Source organism: Halalkalibacter sp. HAAS-P013, assembly GCF_056619925.1.
Window position 1 is genome coordinate 59,127 of the sequence record NZ_JBWQTU010000002.1, and the last position, 20,447, is coordinate 79,573.

Consider the following 20,447-nt stretch of genomic DNA (forward strand, 5'->3'; position numbering starts at 1 on the left):
AAAGACTATTGAAAAACCTACCTTCCCTTTATACGGAACGAAAATTTCAAATTTTAAGATAATTATTACAATTGAATAATAATGTTATAGACTTTCAAAAGTACTTTTCATTTTTGTCAAGCGTCTAATTGTTGCTTTTTTCTCACGTTTTTTCAAGAGCTATTTTCCTACTTCTACAAACTATTTCAAACGTAATAATAGTGGAAATACTTCATAACAGCCCTCCTTAACTAGAATAATAATTTTATTTTATAAAAAAAAACCCCCTAAAAAACATCTGTTTTCTTGTATACAGAACACGAATATACCCGATATATGTAGCTTTAATAAAAATAATGTTTTTCCTCTAATATGCTGTGAAAATAACAATTAGGAGTTAGAATCAATTTCTTGATTCACAACTCCTTTTTTAATTTATTATAACATTGATCAATCAAATTTGTTTGCGTCTCCATCAAACGACTCTTCAGAAACCTTGATAGATTCTGTTGGACAGCCTTCCAGTGCATCTTCCATATCTTCTAGTAATTCTTCTTCTACTGCTACGATCCCTTTGTTATCGTCTAATGTCACATAAGCAATTCCCTCATCATCATAGTCGTAAATATCTGGAGCCGCAGCACCACAAGCCCCACATGCAATGCAAGTATCTTTGTCAACAATTGTAAATTTAGCCATTACGCTAACCTCCTTAAATTCACATATTTTTTTACTAAAAGTTTAAATTCACCAAATTAAAACTTTAAATAAATATTGGATTTAAAAAAAGTTTATTTGATTTTGATTTTTCATCCAAGGTGCCGTTCTCTTATAAGAAACATCATTTTCATATGAATGAACCAGCTTAAAAATTATGAGTAATTTAATTTTTAATGATATGATTAAAATTTAAAATTGTATATTTCTTCAATACTATTTAGAATTATAAGTATATACTTTTTTCTTCTAAAGACAGTTAATAAATTCAAATGACTAGAATAGGGGTGGCTGGAATTGCAAAGTTTTCAAATAGTTGATATAGAAAATAAAGTAAAAGAATACTTAGAGGAAGAGGAAGATTATAACCTTTGCCCCTATGGAATAAAGGCAAATAATAAATTGTATTTTTATGGACATATTGATGAAAGAGGTTTCTTTGTAATTGATAAAGAGGGTATATTTATTTCTAAGAATGAAATAATTCCTGTTTTCAAGGACTTTGTCCAATCATGGACGATACTGACTGATAACGTTAAACATTTCCAATACTGCGCCACCAAACGCTCTCTTTCCTCTTTTGAAAGGTTAAAATTTAGCATGGATAATTTTCAAAATAAATTCAAATGGAAAATCAGAGAGTTAGAAGATGATATTAACAATGTTAATCATATGTTATCGGTGATCTTCAATGGACAAAATCAATTAAAAGAAAAGATTAAAGAAGTTCAAACCTTTAAGAGTGAAAAGTTTGAAGAAAAATTGTATCTAGAAGAAGAAGAAATTAACCAATTAATTGCTTTGAATAGTGAAATGAACTGGATTCTATACCAACAAGCCCAAAGTATTGATAACGCTATCGATTCATTAGGACAAATTCATTCTTTTATTACGAAAGAATTTACATTTCGAGAGAAATACTTAAATTTTACGATCATCGCTTTAACAAAACTAATTGAACATTTCACCTCAACAAAAACAATCCAACAAAACAAAGAATCTCTAAAAACGTTTGAAGAAAATCATAACGGGAATTATATAGGATTTCCTCAAGGAGAGACTGGTTTTCATATGTTCAATAAGAATATGAAAAATAAATTTAATGCAGATTTTACTTCTTTATATATACCTAAGTTGATCAACAAATAATATGAACAAACCCCATTCTAAAATGGGGTTTGTTCATATTATTTGTCTTCTCTTTTCTCTACTACTTCTGCCTACTTTAGACATCCTAACCTTGTTAAGTGGGACATTTTGTATGATTCAACCGACAATCCGTCCATATATTCCCTCTTAGTTGATCTACTCTGCTTATTTACTCTAGGATAATTTAAAATTACAAATAGCTGTTGAGAAAATTCCCAACAGCCAAAGGTTTGATATATAGCCTAATTAAAAAATACCTATTGCTTAAACAAGCTTATTTAGTGTTATGATTAAAGTAATAAAAAGGAGGGATTTTTTTATGAAGTTATTAAAAATTTTAAAGTTTACTTTCGCTATTAACCAAATTAATGAATCAGACTTAAAAGAATTGGGCATCCCTAAAGAACTTTGTAAAGACGTTTGTCAGTTATTATCCTATCGTGAAAATTAGTATAGCTTACTTAAATGATTATCCCAGACCTTTTGGATATTTTTAGGCTGCCAAATAAACTCTTTCATATGGTTTATTTCATCGTCTTCTAACGAGTGTGCATACCCAATCTGGCCAGCCATGTACTGACGGTAAGCATTCTCTTCTAAAAATACACTTCTTGCAAACACTTCTGTCAAGTTTTGACCTACTATTGCTGCACCATGCGCCTTCATAAGCACAACATAATTATCATCTAATGTTTCAGCTAATTCCCTTGCAATCTCAGCATTGCTGATGGAATATGATTTTGGAAAGATTGGAGCATCACCTATAACTGCACCTTGAATAATAACCGGTCGCAAGGGTACTTTTGCAATGGTAAATAGTGTCGACCATTTCGGATGAGTATGTGCAACGGCATCAACATCTTCTCGATATCGGTAAATTTCAGTATGCAACGGGAATTCATTTGGGGGCTGACCATCTTTAGTAATTACATTTCCGCCGAGGTCCATCTGTATAATATCAGCAGTGGTTAACGCACTTCTACTAGCTCTCCGATCATTTATAAGGATTTGATCAGTCCCTGGAATTCTTGAACTAACATGTCCATTGAAGTCAATATGTTCTGCTCGTTCCAACATTCGTATCGTATTCACAATATCTTGTTTCATTTGTTCAATTCCCATAGTTTACGCACTCCTAACAATAGTTTTCATTTAATCAGCTGCTGTTTTAGGAACAAAAGCTAATACAACATTTCCTAGTAAAATAATTAGCGCTATAAAATAAAAGGTGAACATGATACCAAAATTATCAGCAATTACACCACCAATTAATGGAATTAATGAAGCTAATACACCTTGTGTTGTAAACAATAAACTTGTTGTTGTCCCCGACATACTTTCTTTTGTACTGCTCATAATCCAAGCTTGCATAACTGGACGCAGTGAATATAAAAAGAACCCTAGTAAAGCCAAAGTACTTATTAACAGCCAATCTATTTTAATAAAGACTACAGCAACGATAAGAACAGATGTCACTATCGTACCTGAGAAAATTATTTTTCTTCTACCCACGTTATCTGATAATTTCCCCATTAATGGGGCTGCGATTAATCCTCCCCCTTGCATAATTGTTATAAACAAACCGACTAAAAATGGAGAATAACCTAATTCAAGCAAAAGGAATATAGGTAAGAACGTCATTAAACCAAGTTGAGTCATTGAACGTGTTCCACTAGCAAGAGCTATAAGTAAGACTGCACGATTTTTTATTAAATCTTTAAATCCAGCTAAATATTCAGTAAATGTTAATTTCTCGTTGTTTTCCTTTTTCAGCCCTTTATTTGATGTAACTTTCGTTTTTCGTAACATAAATGCAATTACAAACCCAACGACAAGTGCTGGTATGATATTAAAATGAATGACCTCCTGCCAGCTCACAACTGTTAAAATGCTTCCAATGACTAGTGGAGCCAATAAATCTCCTAAATTTGCGGACATCCCATGAACTCCAAAAACATAGCCTCGTTGCTTAGGATATAAGCTTGATAATGTAGAAAAAGAAGCAGGGTGCCACATTTCATTTCCAATCCCCATAATAATTACTAAAATAACAACCATCCAGTAAGCATTCGCAAACCCAAGAAACAAAAATGGCAGTCCAGCAAGTGTCAGTGATATTAACATGAGTAAATTTTTCTTATTGGTCATATCTGTAATGGCCCCAATAAGAATCCCTGCAATGGCTTTTACTACGTACATAATTGTTACTAATAACCCAGCCTGACTGACACTTAACCCATACTGTAACGTGATAAAAGGTAACAAAATATAAAAAGTTGCTGGATACCAATGTGTAAATGTATGCCCTAAACAAATCCCCCAAAATGAAGCTTCTTTGTTTGGATTCCTTTCGACGACATTACTTTGCTCTACAGCCTCTGCTTTCAAATTACATTCCCCCCTTATTAATATAAAATTGACCTAACCTATGGCAAGTATCATTGCACCAGCCATTCCCAAGAGCGCAGCAAAAATTACAACTCGGCTATGTTTTTCAACTTTTCTCAGTAAAACCATTGATAACAGAATTGTAAATAACACTTCTGTAGAAGCAATTAGAGCTACCCTAGAAACTTCAATTTTACTCAAGGCTAAAAAATAGAAAATTTGACCTAAGGAAGAAAATAAACCAGCAAGAATTAAGAAAATCTCAAACTTTGTAAAAGTAGTTATAACCGACACACGATACCTTTCTCTAAATAATGCTGTAATTACAAATAAAATGGCTCCTACCCCCGCCCCTAACATTGCTCCAAAAAATGGTTCTGGTATTTCAGCCAATCCTATTTTTCTAGCAACATATCCAAACGCATAACAGATAGCAGATAAGATCCCATACATATAACTAAGACTTACTAGTTTTCGTATATTGAACCTTCTCCACCCTTTTGTTAATACAGTGCTATTTCGTGCATCTATGCTAGCTGCAGTTTCCTTTTTACTCAGATCTAGATTGTTTGCTTTATAGTGCTCATAAATTAAGATTCCAAAGCTACCAAAAATAAGAGTCATCCCTAGAAATAACGTTAATGTAAATGGTTCATTCAGAAGTAGTACACCTAAAATAACCGCAAAAAAAGGATTTAAGCGTTTGATTGCTGTTGCTTTAACTGACCCTAAATATTGGATCGAATTATATAGAAGGGTTCTTCCAAGAAAGGTCGTTAATACACCTGCAATAATAAACCAGATTACTCCTTTAGTATTGAGGTTCGGAAAACCATTTGAGAGGCCAACAAAAATAAAGATAATTCCAGAGAGCAAAGCCGTTATTAATATAGAAACAAATGCTCCATTATTTTTGGATGCTTTTGTTGTACCCTTTTTTATCATCACATTCGATAAGGAAAATCCCAATGCTGCCATTAATGCAAACAAACTACCCATATTCATTTCCTCTCAATCTCACCAATTATGGTTAACATTTAAAAGATATTATTACACTAGTTTAGGAGGTATACTAAAAAAGTATCCTCCAGAAAAGATGCTAGTTAAGTTACCTACCATACTTGAATAATCTCGCTTACTTCGACAGCCTCTTCTAGTGTTTTTACAACAAATCCATCCTCTTCAACTTTACTCCATTGGTCGTCTACTCTACGGAGTCCAACAACGACCTCTACTCCATTATCTAATAAAAAGTCAATTTCTTCTCGAGCTGCTTCATCATAGCCTAAAATAGCCACTTTTTTGCCTTTTAAATAACTGTAATAGTCTGACTTTCTTTCTAAATTCTCAATCACTGTTAATCACTCCCATAAGATCATTATTTCAGTTATACAGAATTTTCAGTCTTAGGAAACCATGGTAGTAGAGATGAATTTATTTGTCATAATCCCTTCTGTTATTAACATAAAGGAAATAAAAATACTTTACGTAAGACCGTTCCCTCATATGAAACCCTTTTTAAAGAATTTTATAGATTGCCAATTGAATTGTCTTACCATCATGAAATATGGGAGGATTAGATCATTAAATCATTACATTTCAAATATTAATGATTTAATTGTGACAGGTATAGTTCCTGATGGATAAAGAACCTTACCAATATCAATAAATTCAAAATCTTTAAGTGTTATTCCATCAACCACAATTACGTCACTTTCAATAAACTCTAACTCTTCCTTAAGGATATAACCAAGAGTATTTGCAATATCACCATCTAATACAATATAGATTGGCTTTTCTGTTTTAATTGTTTCAGAAAGTCCAAGTTTTATCCCTTCTGCCAATTGACGAACTCTTTGATATTCTGGATTCCCGTTCCACGAAAACGCAAGAACTACTTCTTTCTCACCTTCTTCTATATCAAAGCGTTTAAAATGATCTTTTATGGACTTGGCCAGCTTTTGAGGATTAATTACTTCTCCAATGAAATAATCAGGACGCAACACTTGAAGGTTCCTTTTTGGAAGAAGATCCATATCTGTAACAAATATCGTGTTGCCACTCACTTGAACACTATGTTCAGATGCACCAATAACTGTAGCACGGATACATTCTTTTGCAGTGTATACTGGATATGGGAATTTGTTTTGGTTGAAAATAGCTCTAATTTTCTGTCCTAACCTTCTGCCTAAGTCCCCAAAATCTCTCGTTTCATTATTGTAAATATACTCGCCTACGCCTCCAGAAAAGATCACTCCATCAATATTCGTAAGTTGTGACAGCTTCGGAGTTAAATAAAGTGTTTCAAGCTCTTTAGGAAGTTGCTGCCCACTTACTACCTTAACGATTGCACCGGCCATCCAATTCGTCATTTTCAGTAACTCTTCTTCCGTTACAGAATTCCCAACTTTTAAATTTAGGCCAACTCTTTTAGCAATCTCAGCCCCACCTGGATCTAACCTTGATACTTTTTGGTTTTCATCTATTACGACTAAACGGCCCCCTATATAAATTGCACCCGTTTCTAACACTTTCCCATTTTCAACGATGGCAAGCTTTGTTGTTCCACCACCTATGTCTATATTTAATAAACGGCTTTTATCATTATAAGATTGTTTGGCAGCACCCGAGCCGAAAGCTGCAAGAAGAGCCTCCATATTATGACCTGCTGTTGCACAAACAAAACCTCCTCCTTTATCTGACAAAACATCAGCAATGGCTCTTGAATTTTCCCGTCTCATTGCTTCACCTGTTAAGATAACAGCCCCTGTATCAATATCGTTCGGTTCTATCCCTGATTCTTTATAAGCATCTTCAATATATTCACTAATTTTATTCTCATCAATTCGCTTATCATCTAAATAGGGAGTCAACCGGACTGGTGACCGATAAAAAGATTCTCTTGAAGTAACAACGTAACGACTTGATAGATCTTCTCCAATTCTCCTTAACGATAGGTCAGAGAAAATAACTTGGGTTCCAGAAGAACCTACATCAATCCCTACGGAGGTTAATTCGATATTATCAACGAGCCAAAGACCATTTTTCCTTGGATTCAATTCAACCCCTTCAAATTCATCATGATGATGATGGTGGTGGTGATGTTCATGGTTGTGAGCATGGTCATGAGCGTGGCTATGGTGATTATGATGATGGTGATCGTGATCACCATCATGGTCGTGGTCATGGTCGTCATGATGATGATGGTGGTGGTGGTGTCCATCATAATAATTAATTTTTTGAAAATCTTTCTCCTTAACTTGTATGATCCTCTGTGCATTTCCTTCTTTCCCCATCTACTCTACCCCCTTAGCAAATTAAAAAGTTAGAGCCGGATACAAATATGTAATATATTTATAATCCGGCATACTAAGCTATTAAAGTTTTACTTTTTTTCTGGCAATGGTGGTAAATCTTCTAATTCTTTTTCATAAGCATCATCCATTTGTGGCTGTAAACCATTCCTAGCCAATTCATTAACAAACGTATCACGAACAATTTGTGACTCATCTGCATAATCAATTTGGTCTCCGCCAAGTCTTTGACTGATCCAAGCTTTAGGGACACCTTGCTCATTTCTAAATGCAACACCCTCGTATTTTAGAGCTAAGTAACGCGCTGGTGTCTTACCTGTATTAAAGTGTTGGTGATACCACATATTTGGTGGAACAACCATACTTCCTTCTTTCCAATCATACTTCTTAGGGTCTGACCCTTCTGGCCACATCAAGCTGTATCCTTCCCCACTTAAAATAATGACGTGTGCTCCAGGACCGTGACGGTGACCTTTTTTGTAAGTAGCTACTGGGAACTCAGAGATGTGGCTATTCATTGAACCTTTAGCTAAGTTAAAGCGAATGTGTCCGCCTCCAGCTCCACGTTCTTTCGCATGAATTAGCTGAAGTTTAATAGCATCTGCAACAAAGTTTGTTTCTAATAATAAGCCTTTTTGCTCACCTTCATTGCTGAAATAATCAGGCTCTCCATTAAAACGGTCTTTAAAATCATATGGCGTATTAAAGATGAATTCAGGATCATCAAAAGTATTAACAATAATCGGGGCATTTGTAACAGCTAAGAATCTAGCTCTCTCTAAACCCGATCCATTAAAATGTTGGTGCCATGCATTAATTGGAATCGCGAATAATGCTCCTTTTGACCATTCAAATGTAATCTTTTTCCCATCATCATTCCACACCGTTGTTGAACCCTTACCATCTAATACATAAATCATTTCTTCATATAGTTGACGTTGAGGAGCTAACTTTCCTCCTTCAGGAATTTCACAAACATAGCAATCGTTTGATGTTCTAGAGGCTTCATGGTTAATGTACACACCATATCCTTCACGTCTTGCCCACGGCTTCAACTCTACAGTGTGAAGATTCGGAATATAATGACCAGCAATAATATCTAACCCTTCTCTTTTTACCCACTTTTCATAAGCCGATACTTTTTCGGTTGAGAACTTTTTTGCCAATGATTCAGCTACTTTTGCATTTGCCATTTAGAACATACCTCCATTTTTAAAATATTCTTTCTACTATTATGGTAACTCTATTTTTCTTTTTAAAAAACATTACATATTCAATTGTTTGATTAATAATTTCGTTTTAAAAATGCTAGATTACGGTTCGTGTATTCTACCAATAGGTCAGAACCATACTTCATTAACTTATTAAAAAACGTCGTATCCCATAAAGTACCTGTAAATTAGCCCGCGATACAGTTCAATTGAGAACACCATCTCAAATAAACAATAAAGCACTATCGTTGCGATTATAGATAACAATAGAGACGTTTTAAGTTTCTCTTTTCCATAAAAGTATAGAAGGATAAACATGAACAAAGCTGAGCCAACATAGTGGCCTCCCACATAAATTAATCCACATAAAATCAACATCCACCCAACAAATAACAGAATTTTCACCTGTTCTGTGTTTTTCCTTTTTATAATCCCTTCAAAAAAATCTTTGAAATACGCTTTATCGGTAGCACGAAATAATCTAAATCCGTGTACCACCATTAATAGTATAAGTGGGGCCATGACAACTAATGGAGCACGTGCTGAAACTGGGTGATAGCCCAATGCTGAAATAAAAGCAATGAAAACCGCTATTCCTACAATTAATAGAAATACTAATTCAGATACAGGGTTTTTTTGTACAAGAGATGGATCAACATCACTTTCATTGGACATGTTTTGAGCTACTTCTTTATTATCCGCCAAAGTTATGACCTCCCCCAACTCTATTCTTTTTATCTTTCATGTACTGCCAAATATTATAAGCAAGTACGATCATTGTGATTACTAATAACGTTAAAGGAATTGGCTGTAAGAAGAATGTCGGTCCACCTATATTTAATGCTAAATATAGATTTCTCTCTACAGTAAATCCTAATACAAAGCCAATTAACAACGCAGCACGGGACCATCCGAATTCTTTCATTGCATATCCTAAAATACCAAATACTAGTGCAACTCCAATATCAAACCAAGAATTATAAGCTGCATAAGCACCGGTGAAAATGACAACAACTAAAACAGGAACAAGCAATGATCCTCTTAAAAATGTGACTCGAGCTAATGGGTTGACCATGAACATTCCAAATATAGTCCCTGTTAAGTTACCAAGGATAATCGTAATAACCATTAAAAATACGATATCTACTGAATTTGTTATCATACTTGGGCCTGTTTGATAGCCTAGTATAAACAAACCACCCAACAAAATAGCCATTGATGAACTTCCCGGAATCCCAAATGCGAGTGTTGAAGCTAGTGCTCCACCTTCAACTGCATCGTTTGCTGCTTCTGCACCAATGACACCTTCAACATTCCCTTGACCAAATGAATCTGGATCTTTCGATGATTGTTTTGCATGACCGTATGCTACGAATGCAGCTGGCGCACTACCTAAACCAGGAATTAAGCCCATAATCGCACCAATGGAACCACAACGTAATACGAGCCACCACCTTTTAAAGGTTTCGCCAATCCCTCTAAAGATCTGTTTCTGCATTTCTTTCGCGCCGACCGTCTTTCCACCCGTTTCAGATAGCGAGCCTCCTCGAATCCAAAGATCAATCATTTCAGAAACTGCAAATAATCCTAAGATGACCGGAACAAGCTTCAAACCATCAATTAAATCAACACTTCCAAAGGTAAATCTTGCTTGGTTTGTTACGTTGTCCATCCCAACCATCGCTAACAGCAAACCTAAAAATGCCGCTATTAAACTACGTGACATATCTTCCTTACCAAGGATCGCTACAAATGTAAGAGCAAGGAACGCTAACATAAAAATCTCCGCAGGCCCGAAGAAAAGAACTACCTTTTGTAAAACAGGGATCATGAATGCTAACGCAATAGCGCCAAATGTTGCTCCTAAAAAACACGCAGACATAGCTGCACCAACTGCTCGACCTGCTTGCCCTTTCCTTGTCATAGCGGGACCATCTAAAAGCGTCGCGGCATTTTGCCCTGTCCCTGGAGTATTAAACAAAATGGCAGTAAGACCTCCACCTTGTGCAACAGTAGCATGCGCTGCTAATAGAAAAGCAATCCCGGCTGATGGTTCCATCGTATACAGAAAGGGGATTAACATCGCCATTGCAAAATGGCCACTTAGTCCTGGAATAACCCCAATGATTAAACCAAATATGGCACCAATAATTAGGTAAGGAAGCACGTCAAAACTAATAGCTTGTGAAAAACCACTGGCGATTCCTTCTAGTAAACCCACATTGACTACTCCTTTACAATGGTATTTTTAATAAAAAAAGGCTCCGGACTAGTGTTGTTTCTACTAGACTTATCGTCTTCCGGAGCATATTGCCTGTTATAGTTCCCCTCTAATAGCTGCTAGTAAAATATCTCTTACCTCATCAGACATCTCTGTTGCATTTTGAAGAATTTCATCCATTTCTTCACCTGACACATAATTCAAATCTCTTTGTGCAGATTCAGCTTTTTCAATAAATTCAGGATCATTCATCGCTTTTTCAAACGCATCTCTTAAAAAGGCCAAACGGTCTTCCGGTACTCCTGGTGGAGCAGCAACAGGTCTACCAACTGCAGCTAATGACTCCTGAACTTCAAGTAATTCAATTGATGTTGCAGATGCATTATTCTTTTCTGCCATTTCTAGTATTGTTGGAATATCAGGAAGTACATCAGAACGTTCGAACCCACTTTGTAGAATTACCTTTACAACTCCGTCCTCAATTCGGTCGACAGCACTTCCATAAGAGCCCCACATTCCGTCAACATCGCCGCGAATAATCGCTGTTTCAACCACACTCGAACTATCGTATCCATGTAACACTTCTTGATTTAGTTCAAGTGCTTCCCCAACAACAACCGCATCAACATACGTACTCCCTCCAAGTCCAGTAGCACCTAGCTTAATACTTCTTTCCGTTGTAAAAAGGTCATCAGCAGTATCAAAATCTCCATCAGGATTCACGGATAATACACGTAGGTCGTCTACCACTCTTCCAAGATAACCAAACTCTTCAACTTTGTATTCAGCACCTTCCATACCGGCTAACTGATTTGTGACCATTGCACTTCCATTCATATGCGCAATAGTTAGTCCATCTTTTGGAGAACGCCATAATTCGTTAACCCCTCTCATACCGCCAGCACCTGGTAAATTAGCAATCTCAATTCTAGCCCCAGTATATTTTTCTAGATAAGGAGTTAACATACGCGCATACTCATCATACCCTCCGCCCGGATCATAAGGGACGATAAACCTAATTCTTTTCCCTTCATAGAAAGCTGCTACATCTTCTCCTTCTTCAACTTCAACTGCTTCTGATTCTCCCTCCGAAGTATTTGAAGAATTAGAGGATCCCTCATTAGTAGTTTCTGATGTAGAACAGGCTGCTAAAAATAAAGAAATAGACATTACAATGGACATAAGCAGAAACCAATTTTTCCTTATTTTCATCAAAGTCTTTACACCCCTTATAATCAATTTTTAAACTTCACAAACAAAAGCAAAATTCTATTACTCCCTTCCCTCCTCCTTTCTTTCAAGTCGATAGACATAGCAGTTACAATGGTACTAAGCTATACCCTGTTTGCCCCTCTCATAAGAGAGGTGAAAAGAAGCACCTATTAAGTCAATTAGTAAGCGCTTCCATTTCTTGTTTATCAACTTGTTTGCTTAATTGAATTTTATATAATGAGTATTTAAAAAACGACCTCATCTATTAAATTGCCTAATTAATATTTTCGAACTATTTCAAATCTTCGGGTTAAAGAAGACCATTTTTTGTTAAATAATTACTTAAAACTAAAGAAATCATTTTATGTTTTATTTTTGATAAACGAATGATAAAAAGAACTGTATATACTAATACCATAAAATGAAAAAAAGAAACTCTGAAATTTACAGAGTTTCTTTTTTTCATTTTAATTTAGAGTAAGTAGTTCTACTATTTCTCTAGTTGATCGAACTCGACTCATTCTAGGAAAAATTCTTCTCATAAATTGATCGTGATTATCTTGTTCTTTTGAAGTACAGGCATCACTTGCAATAACTAAGTTGTAATCTCTGTCTCTTGCTGAATATGCTGTACTTGCAACACCTACATCTGTTGATCCTCCTGCGATAATGATGGTGTCTATTCCTCTTGTTTTTAAAAATAATTCAAGTGATGTTTGATAAAATGCGTTCCACCTATATTTAAACACCATATAGTCTTCTGGATCAGGCTTAATTTCTTCTATTACCTTTGCCCCCCAAGTCCCCCCAATAATTGGAGGGTTATCTCTTATCGCCTTATTCGTATCAATTTGCTGCAAACGATTATTCGTATCTCTTATCGTACTTGCAGAAGTTGCATAATCAAAGCGGTGATTAGCACAAGCATAGACGACCATCATGTCATTTACTCTTGCCATTTCTAAAAGATTAATAGCATTTTTAATAACTGGTATATATTTCGGTTTCGTATTTTTTTCATCTATTTTCACGTGACCATTTAACATATCAAAAAATAATAAAGCTGTACGCTTTGGATTTAGCTTTGCATCTGTCATCCTATCACCTTACCTATTGCTTTAGTTTAATCTCCTTCAATCCTTTTATCACTTCATTCACCTTCATTACATCTGCATACTTGTGATGAAGATCAAACAAATTAATTTTGTGAGACAATTCACTACGGTCAAAACAACACTCCTCAACGACAACCGTATGAAAACCATATGAATAAGCGTCTACCACTGATGCTCTTACACATCCACTCGTACTCTCTCCTACTACAATTAAAGAGTCAACTCCCATCTGTCGTAAGCGCGAAACTAGTGGCGTACCAAAAAAACAGCTAGCTCTTTCTTTAAAAATTATGACATCATCCTCTTGGGGTTTAACTTCTTCCTTAATTACAAATGAATCTTCTTTCACATTCCGCATTTTACGAAAAGTTGAGTTCACTTTAACTTGAGTTCGAGTGGAATAAATAACTGGTATTCCATGTTCTCTAACTTCTTGTATTAGCTCTTGAGTAGGTTTTAATGCATTCCAAGCATGAATCCCACAAGAACTTGGGTAATCTTCTACTAGCTCGTGTACAGGATAAGCGCCTCCTTCGTAAGCTAAATTATATAGATCAATAACAAGTAACGCTGGATTTTTCCCGACATATGTTTCTCTATGATAGGCTTTATAAATATTTAAGATTTCATTTGGAATAAGGTCTTTCCAACAATGGTCCTCAAACGCTGACGTACTCAAATTGATTCCTCCCTCTTTATTAGTCATTAATAATTAACCCATGAGTCATATTTACATCCATTTTTCGTATTAGATCATCCGTTCTTTCGTGAAGTGGAATAGACAATTTAGCCTCTTTTGCTAGAGTCATTACTGTATCCATATCTTTGTGCGGCCAAGTTAATCGATGACTCATCCAACGTTGTAAAGTTCCACTTGAGGAAGGACATTCTAATAAGACCTCCCTCATTTTTGCTGGATGAATTCCATACTCTTTAGATAATTGCAACGCTTCATAATTAGCAACTATAAAAGACCAATGAAGCATGTTGTTAACGGTTTTGGCTACTTGACCATTTCCAACTTCTCCAATATGAATCACTTTTTCACAATAGCATTGTAAAACTGGCTCGATGGTCTGTACAATCGATTGGTCCCCCCCAACTAATGACATCAACGTTCCATCAATGGCGCCAGCAAGGCCAAAAACCACAGGTGCGTCGACTACATGAACGCTTTTTTCCTTAGCCATTTTAGAAAGCTCTATACAAGTATTAGGATGTACTGTACTAGCAATAACAATAATATGATCTTTATTAGCCCCTTCTAATAGACCATCAACCACTTCTTTGACTTGGTCATCTGTATTCACCATAATGACAGAGCAATCCGTGACTTCGGCTAATTCTGCTGTACTTTTTGCTTTAGAAGCACCTATTCTCGCACACTTATCCATATTTTCTTCTTCAATGTCAAAAACTGTAACATCATACTCATTGTCTAAAAGATGGCGAACCATTTCGTGACCCATTCTTCCTACACCAATAAAACCAATTTGTTTCATTTATTAAGACTCCTTTTATTAATAATTTTGTTCCCGATTAAGACGGATACTTTTACTTAAAAATGTTATTTTTGGAATAACCATATTAACTAAAGCTTAAATCTCTCCTTGAATGGCTTTTGTAAATATATCTGCAATATGTTCTTCCATAATTGTTGCATCTTGAATAATTTGCAGTATTTCTTCTCCTGAAGCATAATCTAGCAACCTATTCTCACTAGCTGCTTTTTCCAAGAACTCTGGATCTTCCATCGTCTTTTTGAATACACCTTGGAGAAACTCGAGTCGATCTTGAGGGACTCCAGGAGAAGTAGCAAGCGGTCTACCTGTATCACTTAAAGCATTTAATACAGTCAAAATCTCATTAGCAAGCTCAGGATCTTCGGCATTATCTAAAAAGTCAAAGTAAGTAGGAACATCTGCTAATTCTGGAATATTGTCATTCGTACGTTGCAAGACAAACTGTCCATACCCACTATCTGCAAAATCTGCCCGACTATCAAATGATCCCCAGGTACCATCTAACTCTCCACGTAACATTGATTGCTCAATTTCTCCCGCTCCTTCAAAACCATGGACAATTTCCCAATTTAAATTCAGTGCTTCACTTACAATGACCGCATCGACATAAGTTGTTCCGCCAAGTCCAGTGGCTCCGATTAATACAGGTCTATCTCCATCTAGAGATTCTTCAAATGTTTGGAAGCTATTTTTTGAAAACATTAGGACGCGAGGGTCATTCACAATTCTTCCAAGATAGCTAAACTGATCAAGCTCATAGTCTGCCCCCTCAACATCGGCAATTTTATTCGTAACCATTGCTCCACCGTTCATAATTCCAATCGTTAACCCATCAGGTGGTGATATAAATAACTCGTTCACACCTCTCATTCCACCAGCTCCAGGAAGGTTGTGTACTTCAACTCTTGCTCCTGAATGCTTCTCTAAAAACGGTGCTAATAGTCTTGCGTATTCATCGTAGCCTCCCCCAGGAGTATACGGTATGATAAACTTTATCGTCTTACCGTCATAAAATTCTGCTGCGGCTTCACTTGAAGATTGTGTAGGCTCAACTCCTGTCCCTTCGACATTATCCTGTTCTTGTGTCCCACTGGTAGAACCGGAACTAGCATCAGAACAACCTACCAACAGCAAACCTACTGATACACAAAAAACCATAAGCATAGTTAATACCTTTGAGTTTTTTTTCATAAATTTACCTCCATTTAATTTATTAAATACTCAAACGGTCCCCCTTTCTAATAGATACGTTGTATCTCTAATAGAGTGATAACTAAAAAATGTTGTACCCTTGCCAAATTCGATAAATGATTCCTCGATATAACTCAATATTGAAGATTTGTTCAAATACAAGATAAATTGCTAATACTGTACAAATGGTTAGTAGGATTGAAGTTCGAAGTTTTTCTCTGGAAATGAAATAGAACAATGTGAATAGGAACAGAATCATCCCGAAATAGTGGCCAATTGTATAGATTAAAAGCGATAGAATAATCATCCATAAAATAATTGTGAACATCTTTACGTTTTTCCAGTTAAACAGTTCCGTAATAGATTGGAAAACATCTTTTAAGCTCACCACTCTAAATATTCGGACAGATTGAATGAGGATCAGGATTATCAATGGTGTTAAAACAATGTAAGGAGCAAGTGCTGCGGCCATACTATAACTTAACGCCTGTATCAAAGCGATAAAAGTTACAAGTCCAAGTACAGCAACAAACAGAATTTCCTTAGAGGCCATTGCTTTTGAAATAATATGAAGTGAATTTTCTGTTATAATTTTACCCTTGACACTATTAGATGAGCTTTCTTTCTCCATTTTCCTCTTATTACGATATACAGTGAAAAGAGTGTACGCCAAGAAAAGGAAAGTTATGGATATTAATGCTAGTGGTATAGGCTCAAGATAGAATTGATTACCTTTTAGTCGCAAAGCAAGATATAAATTTTTTTCAACAGCGTGTGCTAATACAAATCCAATTAATAAAGCTGCCCTTGAATAATTTAGTTCTTTCATAATAAATCCAATTAGACCAAAAACAAGGACTACGCCGATATCAAACCAAGAATAGTTTACAGTGAAGGCGCCTGTAAAAATGATCGCAGTTAAGATAGGGACAAGTAAGGATCCTCTTAGGAAAGTGACTCTTGCTAAAGGGTTTACCAAAAACATACCAACTATCGTTCCCACAAGATTAGCCAAAATAATAGTAAAGATCATTACGAAAACGATGTTTAAATTTGTGGTCAACATTGGAGTGCCAGTTTCAAGACCAAGTATAAAAAGACCGCCTAAAAAAATTGCCATAGATGAACTACCCGGAATTCCAAATGCCACTGTAGATGCTAGAGAACCACCTTCTACCGCATCATTGGCTGCTTCCGATCCGATAACTCCTTCAATGTTCCCCTTTCCAAAACTATCAGGATCGTTCGAAGTTTGTTTCGCGTGAGCATAAGCTAGAAACGCAGCAGGAGTACTACCCAATCCAGGTATAACACCTAATATAGACCCTATCCCACTACAACGTATTACAAGCCATTTTCTCTTTAATGTTTCTCCCATTCCTATAAATATTTGTTTCTGTGTTTCTTTCGCGGATAAAGGTTTTCTACCACTCGCTAGAGAACCGCCTTTCATCCATAGTTCAATGATCTCAGATAAAGCAAAAAGTCCTAAAATGACGGGAACTAAACTTAAACCATCTCGGAGAGACATAGAACCAAAAGTAAAACGGGCCACATTCGTAACACCATCTAAACCAACTAATGCAATTAGTAGACCAAGAAAAGCTGCAATAAAACTTCGAACTAAGTCTTCCTTACCTAACACAGCAATAAAAGTTAAAGCTAGAAAAGCCAGTGCAAAGATTTCTGGAGGACCAAATAATAAGACGATATGTTGAAGTAATGGGATCATCCCAGCAAGAACCAATGCCCCGAACACTGCACCTAAAAAACATGCAAGTAAAGCAGCACCTGACGCTTCACCAGCAAGACCTTTTTTAGTCAACGCAGGTCCATCTAGTAGTGTTGCTGCATTCTGCCCAGTACCAGGAGTACTAAACAAAATAGCTGTAAGTCCTCCTCCTTGAGTAACTGTCGTATGTGCTCCTAACAAAAAAGCAATGCCTGCAATAGGATCCATCGAGTACAAAAAAGGAATAAGCATAGCTAAAGCAAAATGTCCATTTAACCCCGGAATTACTCCCATTAGTAAACCTACAGTTGCCCCAATAATTAAATAAAGCAGGACGCCAGGTTCAAATATTTGCGAAAATGCAGTTAGTATTGCCTCAAAAAAACCCATATCAACTCTCCCTTATATTTTTTGAGTGAATAAACTGAAATTCAATCTACCTAAATTTTGATTTTCCCCCTTCCATAATGTAATTGAATGGACCATAAAACTATTTATCAATCTCGCTCGATAAAAACTAAGAATAAACTAATTACATACTAGAAATGTATAAAAAAAAATTCAAAAAATGATCATGTATATCTAATGACCAATTAAAAATTCCAAACAATCGTATACTTCAAATAAGAGATAGAATAGCAATAGACTCTTCTATAAACTGACAAAAAAACAAAAAAAATAGAGTCTATTAATCGACTCCCTTTTTTCTCGCTATTGTTGAATTAAATTTTATCAATGCTCCGTTCTGTTTGAGATAATATAAGGCTTATGATAGTATATGTAAAAATTATCGTGAACGTCTTTACTCACAAGCCTTTCACAAAAATGAATGTTATAGGCTTAACCTAGCCTCTCTCTTATCTTCCTCTAAGGTACTTTGAACCCAATAATAAAATTCATCAACAATTGAACGGTTTTGTCCTCTTTCAAACACACAATAAGCATCTCTTTTAATATGAAAATCCTTTATCTCCTTAAAAGTTACTTTATCTAAATCCTTCTTGCGTATACAATATTCGGGCAACATAGTCACACCCAAATTATATTTAACAAACTTTTTAGCTGTTATTTCACTATCCACGACCATTTTTGGTTTAAAGTCCCCTCCTAATTCTAAGACTTTACTTGAAAAGATCGACCAGAACCTTCTTCTATATGTGATAATGTTTTCATTTAAAATATCTTTTATATAAATGTCTTCTTGTTCCGTTAATGGGTGGTTAATAGGGAGTGTTAAATACACTTTTTCACTATACAAAAGCTTACTTTCTATTTGTTCAGTCTGTTTGATCGGGCCTCTCATAATCCCAAAATCTATTGCCCGATCAGAAAGCAACTGATATATTTTTGCTGATGAGGCACTTTGTACATTGTATTGAGACTGGCCCTTAGAATACTTCGGCTGCAATATTCTTGGAAATACATACGTGCTAAATGAAGGAATAACTGCAATTGAATAGCGATCTTTTGAGACAGGAATACTTGATAAATGATCTTTCACTTCTTGTAGAACATAGAGCATCTTACCAGCATACTTCATCACCATTTCACCACTTGGGGTAAGGGTCAATTGATTTCCATGTCGCTTAAGTAGCTCAGAGCCAATCATTTGTTCGAGAGCCTTTATTCTCATAGTAACAGTTGGTTGAGAAACATTTAGAACCTTTGCAGCTCTTCTGAAGTTCTGTTCACGAACAACCGTTATAAACGTTTGTAATTGCTGGATATCTAAATTCATGATATCAACCTTCCTCCACGATCTAAAAGAGTCTCTTTCGTTTCTTCCAAGGAAAATTCAATAAACTCATTATAAATAGGTGATAATTTTTCTTTAATATTAGTAATAAAGAATGTATTTCTTTTCCACTGTGGTGAATTAGCTAATTTAACCTCAACTAAACTGCCATCTTCTAACTCTTTTTCAATACAGCTGCTCGGAATAAAAGAATACCCATATTGGTTTAATAAAATTTCTTTGATTGTCTCAATATGAATTAGTTCCATCCCAATCCACGGATTAACACCTTGCTTTTTAATCCATTTTATTCTATTTTTCCAAATGGCTGTATGTCGTTGAAAAGCTAATAAAGGCTCTGTCATCAAATCTTCTAACTGTATTTGTTTACGTTCAGCCCACGGATGCTGCCCTGACACAACCATAATATCAATATCCGAAAACCAATGTTGATAGTTTATTGACTCATAGAAGTCGCTGCTTTGAATAATTCCTAAGTCTACCTCATCATTAAGAATACGTTCTCTAACTTCGTAGCCTTTACAAGAGTAAATGTCCATCTCTAAATCAGGATATTTTTGCTTAAAATTACTAATTAATTTTGGAAGAATAAACGTTGAAATTAATGGTGTCGCAGCTAATCTGAATTTTTTACTAGTGTATTGAGACGTTGAAATTTCATTATCAAGATCTAAACCCATTGTCATAAATTGTTTTGCATAGGTTAAAAAGACTTTTCCTGCTGGAGATAAAGTTAATGTCCTTCCCTTCAAAACAAATAGAGGCTCACCAAGTTCTTTCTCTATTTTTTTGATACGACCAGTTAACGAAGAAGGATTTAAATATAATCGGTTTGCAGCTTCTGTCAAACTTCCTGCTTCTGCCATAACGATAAAAGATTTGATAGAATCTAAATCCAATCGAAACACCCTCCTTTACGTTTAATTGCCTTATTTAATC

The 20,447-nt window shown here is 35.5% G+C and carries 19 protein-coding genes; 2 read left to right on the forward strand and 17 right to left on the reverse strand.

Translation table 11 applies throughout. The features are described from left to right. Positions 1–429 precede the first annotated feature (429 nt). Entirely contained in the window at positions 430–678 is a 249-nt protein-coding gene (locus tag AC1FXP_RS04205) for a ferredoxin (protein ID WP_480058939.1), read from the reverse strand. Positions 679–993: 315 nt separating this feature from the next. Here AC1FXP_RS04205 and AC1FXP_RS04210 point away from each other — a divergent pair, with 315 nt between their 5' ends. Continuing rightward, the gene (locus AC1FXP_RS04210) at positions 994–1,845 is read left to right on the forward strand and encodes a hypothetical protein (protein WP_480058940.1); all 852 of its coding nucleotides are present in this window, start codon (positions 994–996) and stop codon (positions 1,843–1,845) included. A gap of 319 nt (positions 1,846–2,164) precedes the next feature. Beyond that, entirely contained in the window at positions 2,165–2,296 is a 132-nt protein-coding gene (locus AC1FXP_RS04215) for a hypothetical protein (RefSeq protein WP_272913735.1), read from the forward strand. Here AC1FXP_RS04215 and AC1FXP_RS04220 read toward each other — a convergent pair. The 16 genes from AC1FXP_RS04220 to AC1FXP_RS04295 form a co-directional block, all read right to left on the reverse strand. After that, complete coding sequence (locus tag AC1FXP_RS04220; RefSeq protein ID WP_480058941.1) at positions 2,293–2,967, reverse strand: class II aldolase/adducin family protein; 675 nt, start codon at positions 2,965–2,967, stop codon at positions 2,293–2,295. The genes AC1FXP_RS04215 and AC1FXP_RS04220 overlap by 4 nt on opposite strands. A gap of 30 nt (positions 2,968–2,997) precedes the next feature. Beyond that, positions 2,998–4,233, reverse strand: a complete 1,236-nt coding sequence (locus AC1FXP_RS04225) for an MFS transporter (protein WP_480058942.1) — start codon at positions 4,231–4,233, stop codon at positions 2,998–3,000. A 33-nt stretch (positions 4,234–4,266) separates the two neighbouring features. Next, positions 4,267–5,232: a DMT family transporter gene (locus tag AC1FXP_RS04230; RefSeq protein ID WP_480058943.1), complete on the reverse strand. Its 966-nt coding sequence runs from the start codon at positions 5,230–5,232 to the stop codon at positions 4,267–4,269. Positions 5,233–5,345: 113 nt separating this feature from the next. Then, complete coding sequence (locus AC1FXP_RS04235; protein WP_480058944.1) at positions 5,346–5,588, reverse strand: Rossmann-fold NAD(P)-binding domain-containing protein; 243 nt, start codon at positions 5,586–5,588, stop codon at positions 5,346–5,348. Positions 5,589–5,825: 237 nt separating this feature from the next. Then, complete coding sequence (locus AC1FXP_RS04240) at positions 5,826–7,529, reverse strand: ethanolamine ammonia-lyase reactivating factor EutA (RefSeq protein ID WP_480058945.1); 1,704 nt, start codon at positions 7,527–7,529, stop codon at positions 5,826–5,828. Between the two features lie 89 nt (positions 7,530–7,618). Next, positions 7,619–8,740, reverse strand: a complete 1,122-nt coding sequence (locus AC1FXP_RS04245) for a cupin domain-containing protein (RefSeq protein WP_480058946.1) — start codon at positions 8,738–8,740, stop codon at positions 7,619–7,621. A gap of 171 nt (positions 8,741–8,911) precedes the next feature. After that, a complete protein-coding gene (locus AC1FXP_RS04250) occupies positions 8,912–9,463 on the reverse strand; it encodes a tripartite tricarboxylate transporter TctB family protein (RefSeq protein ID WP_480058947.1) in 552 nt (183 codons plus the stop codon). Next, positions 9,453–10,979: a tripartite tricarboxylate transporter permease gene (locus AC1FXP_RS04255; protein ID WP_480058948.1), complete on the reverse strand. Its 1,527-nt coding sequence runs from the start codon at positions 10,977–10,979 to the stop codon at positions 9,453–9,455. The genes AC1FXP_RS04250 and AC1FXP_RS04255 overlap by 11 nt, the downstream gene beginning before the upstream one ends. 96 nt (positions 10,980–11,075) lie before the next feature. Continuing rightward, positions 11,076–12,191: a Bug family tripartite tricarboxylate transporter substrate binding protein gene (locus AC1FXP_RS04260; protein WP_480058949.1), complete on the reverse strand. Its 1,116-nt coding sequence runs from the start codon at positions 12,189–12,191 to the stop codon at positions 11,076–11,078. A gap of 467 nt (positions 12,192–12,658) precedes the next feature. Next, the gene (locus AC1FXP_RS04265) at positions 12,659–13,288 is read right to left on the reverse strand and encodes a cysteine hydrolase family protein (RefSeq protein ID WP_480058950.1); all 630 of its coding nucleotides are present in this window, start codon (positions 13,286–13,288) and stop codon (positions 12,659–12,661) included. Between the two features lie 13 nt (positions 13,289–13,301). Next, positions 13,302–13,985, reverse strand: coding sequence for an isochorismatase family protein (locus AC1FXP_RS04270; RefSeq protein WP_480058951.1), 684 nt, complete (start codon positions 13,983–13,985; stop codon positions 13,302–13,304). 19 nt (positions 13,986–14,004) lie between these two features. After that, the gene (locus AC1FXP_RS04275) at positions 14,005–14,808 is read right to left on the reverse strand and encodes an NAD(P)-dependent oxidoreductase (protein ID WP_480058952.1); all 804 of its coding nucleotides are present in this window, start codon (positions 14,806–14,808) and stop codon (positions 14,005–14,007) included. Between the two features lie 96 nt (positions 14,809–14,904). Beyond that, a complete protein-coding gene (locus AC1FXP_RS04280) occupies positions 14,905–16,020 on the reverse strand; it encodes a Bug family tripartite tricarboxylate transporter substrate binding protein (protein WP_480058953.1) in 1,116 nt (371 codons plus the stop codon). An 82-nt stretch (positions 16,021–16,102) separates the two neighbouring features. Beyond that, on the reverse strand, positions 16,103–18,142 hold the full coding sequence (locus AC1FXP_RS04285) for a tripartite tricarboxylate transporter permease (RefSeq protein ID WP_480058954.1): 2,040 nt from the start codon (positions 18,140–18,142) through the stop codon (positions 16,103–16,105). A gap of 442 nt (positions 18,143–18,584) precedes the next feature. Beyond that, on the reverse strand, positions 18,585–19,490 hold the full coding sequence (locus AC1FXP_RS04290; RefSeq protein WP_480058955.1) for a LysR family transcriptional regulator: 906 nt from the start codon (positions 19,488–19,490) through the stop codon (positions 18,585–18,587). Next, positions 19,487–20,407 (reverse strand): LysR family transcriptional regulator, encoded by a 921-nt coding sequence (locus AC1FXP_RS04295; RefSeq protein ID WP_480058956.1) that lies wholly within the window; start codon positions 20,405–20,407, stop codon positions 19,487–19,489. The genes AC1FXP_RS04290 and AC1FXP_RS04295 overlap by 4 nt, the downstream gene beginning before the upstream one ends. Positions 20,408–20,447: the final 40 nt, after the last annotated feature.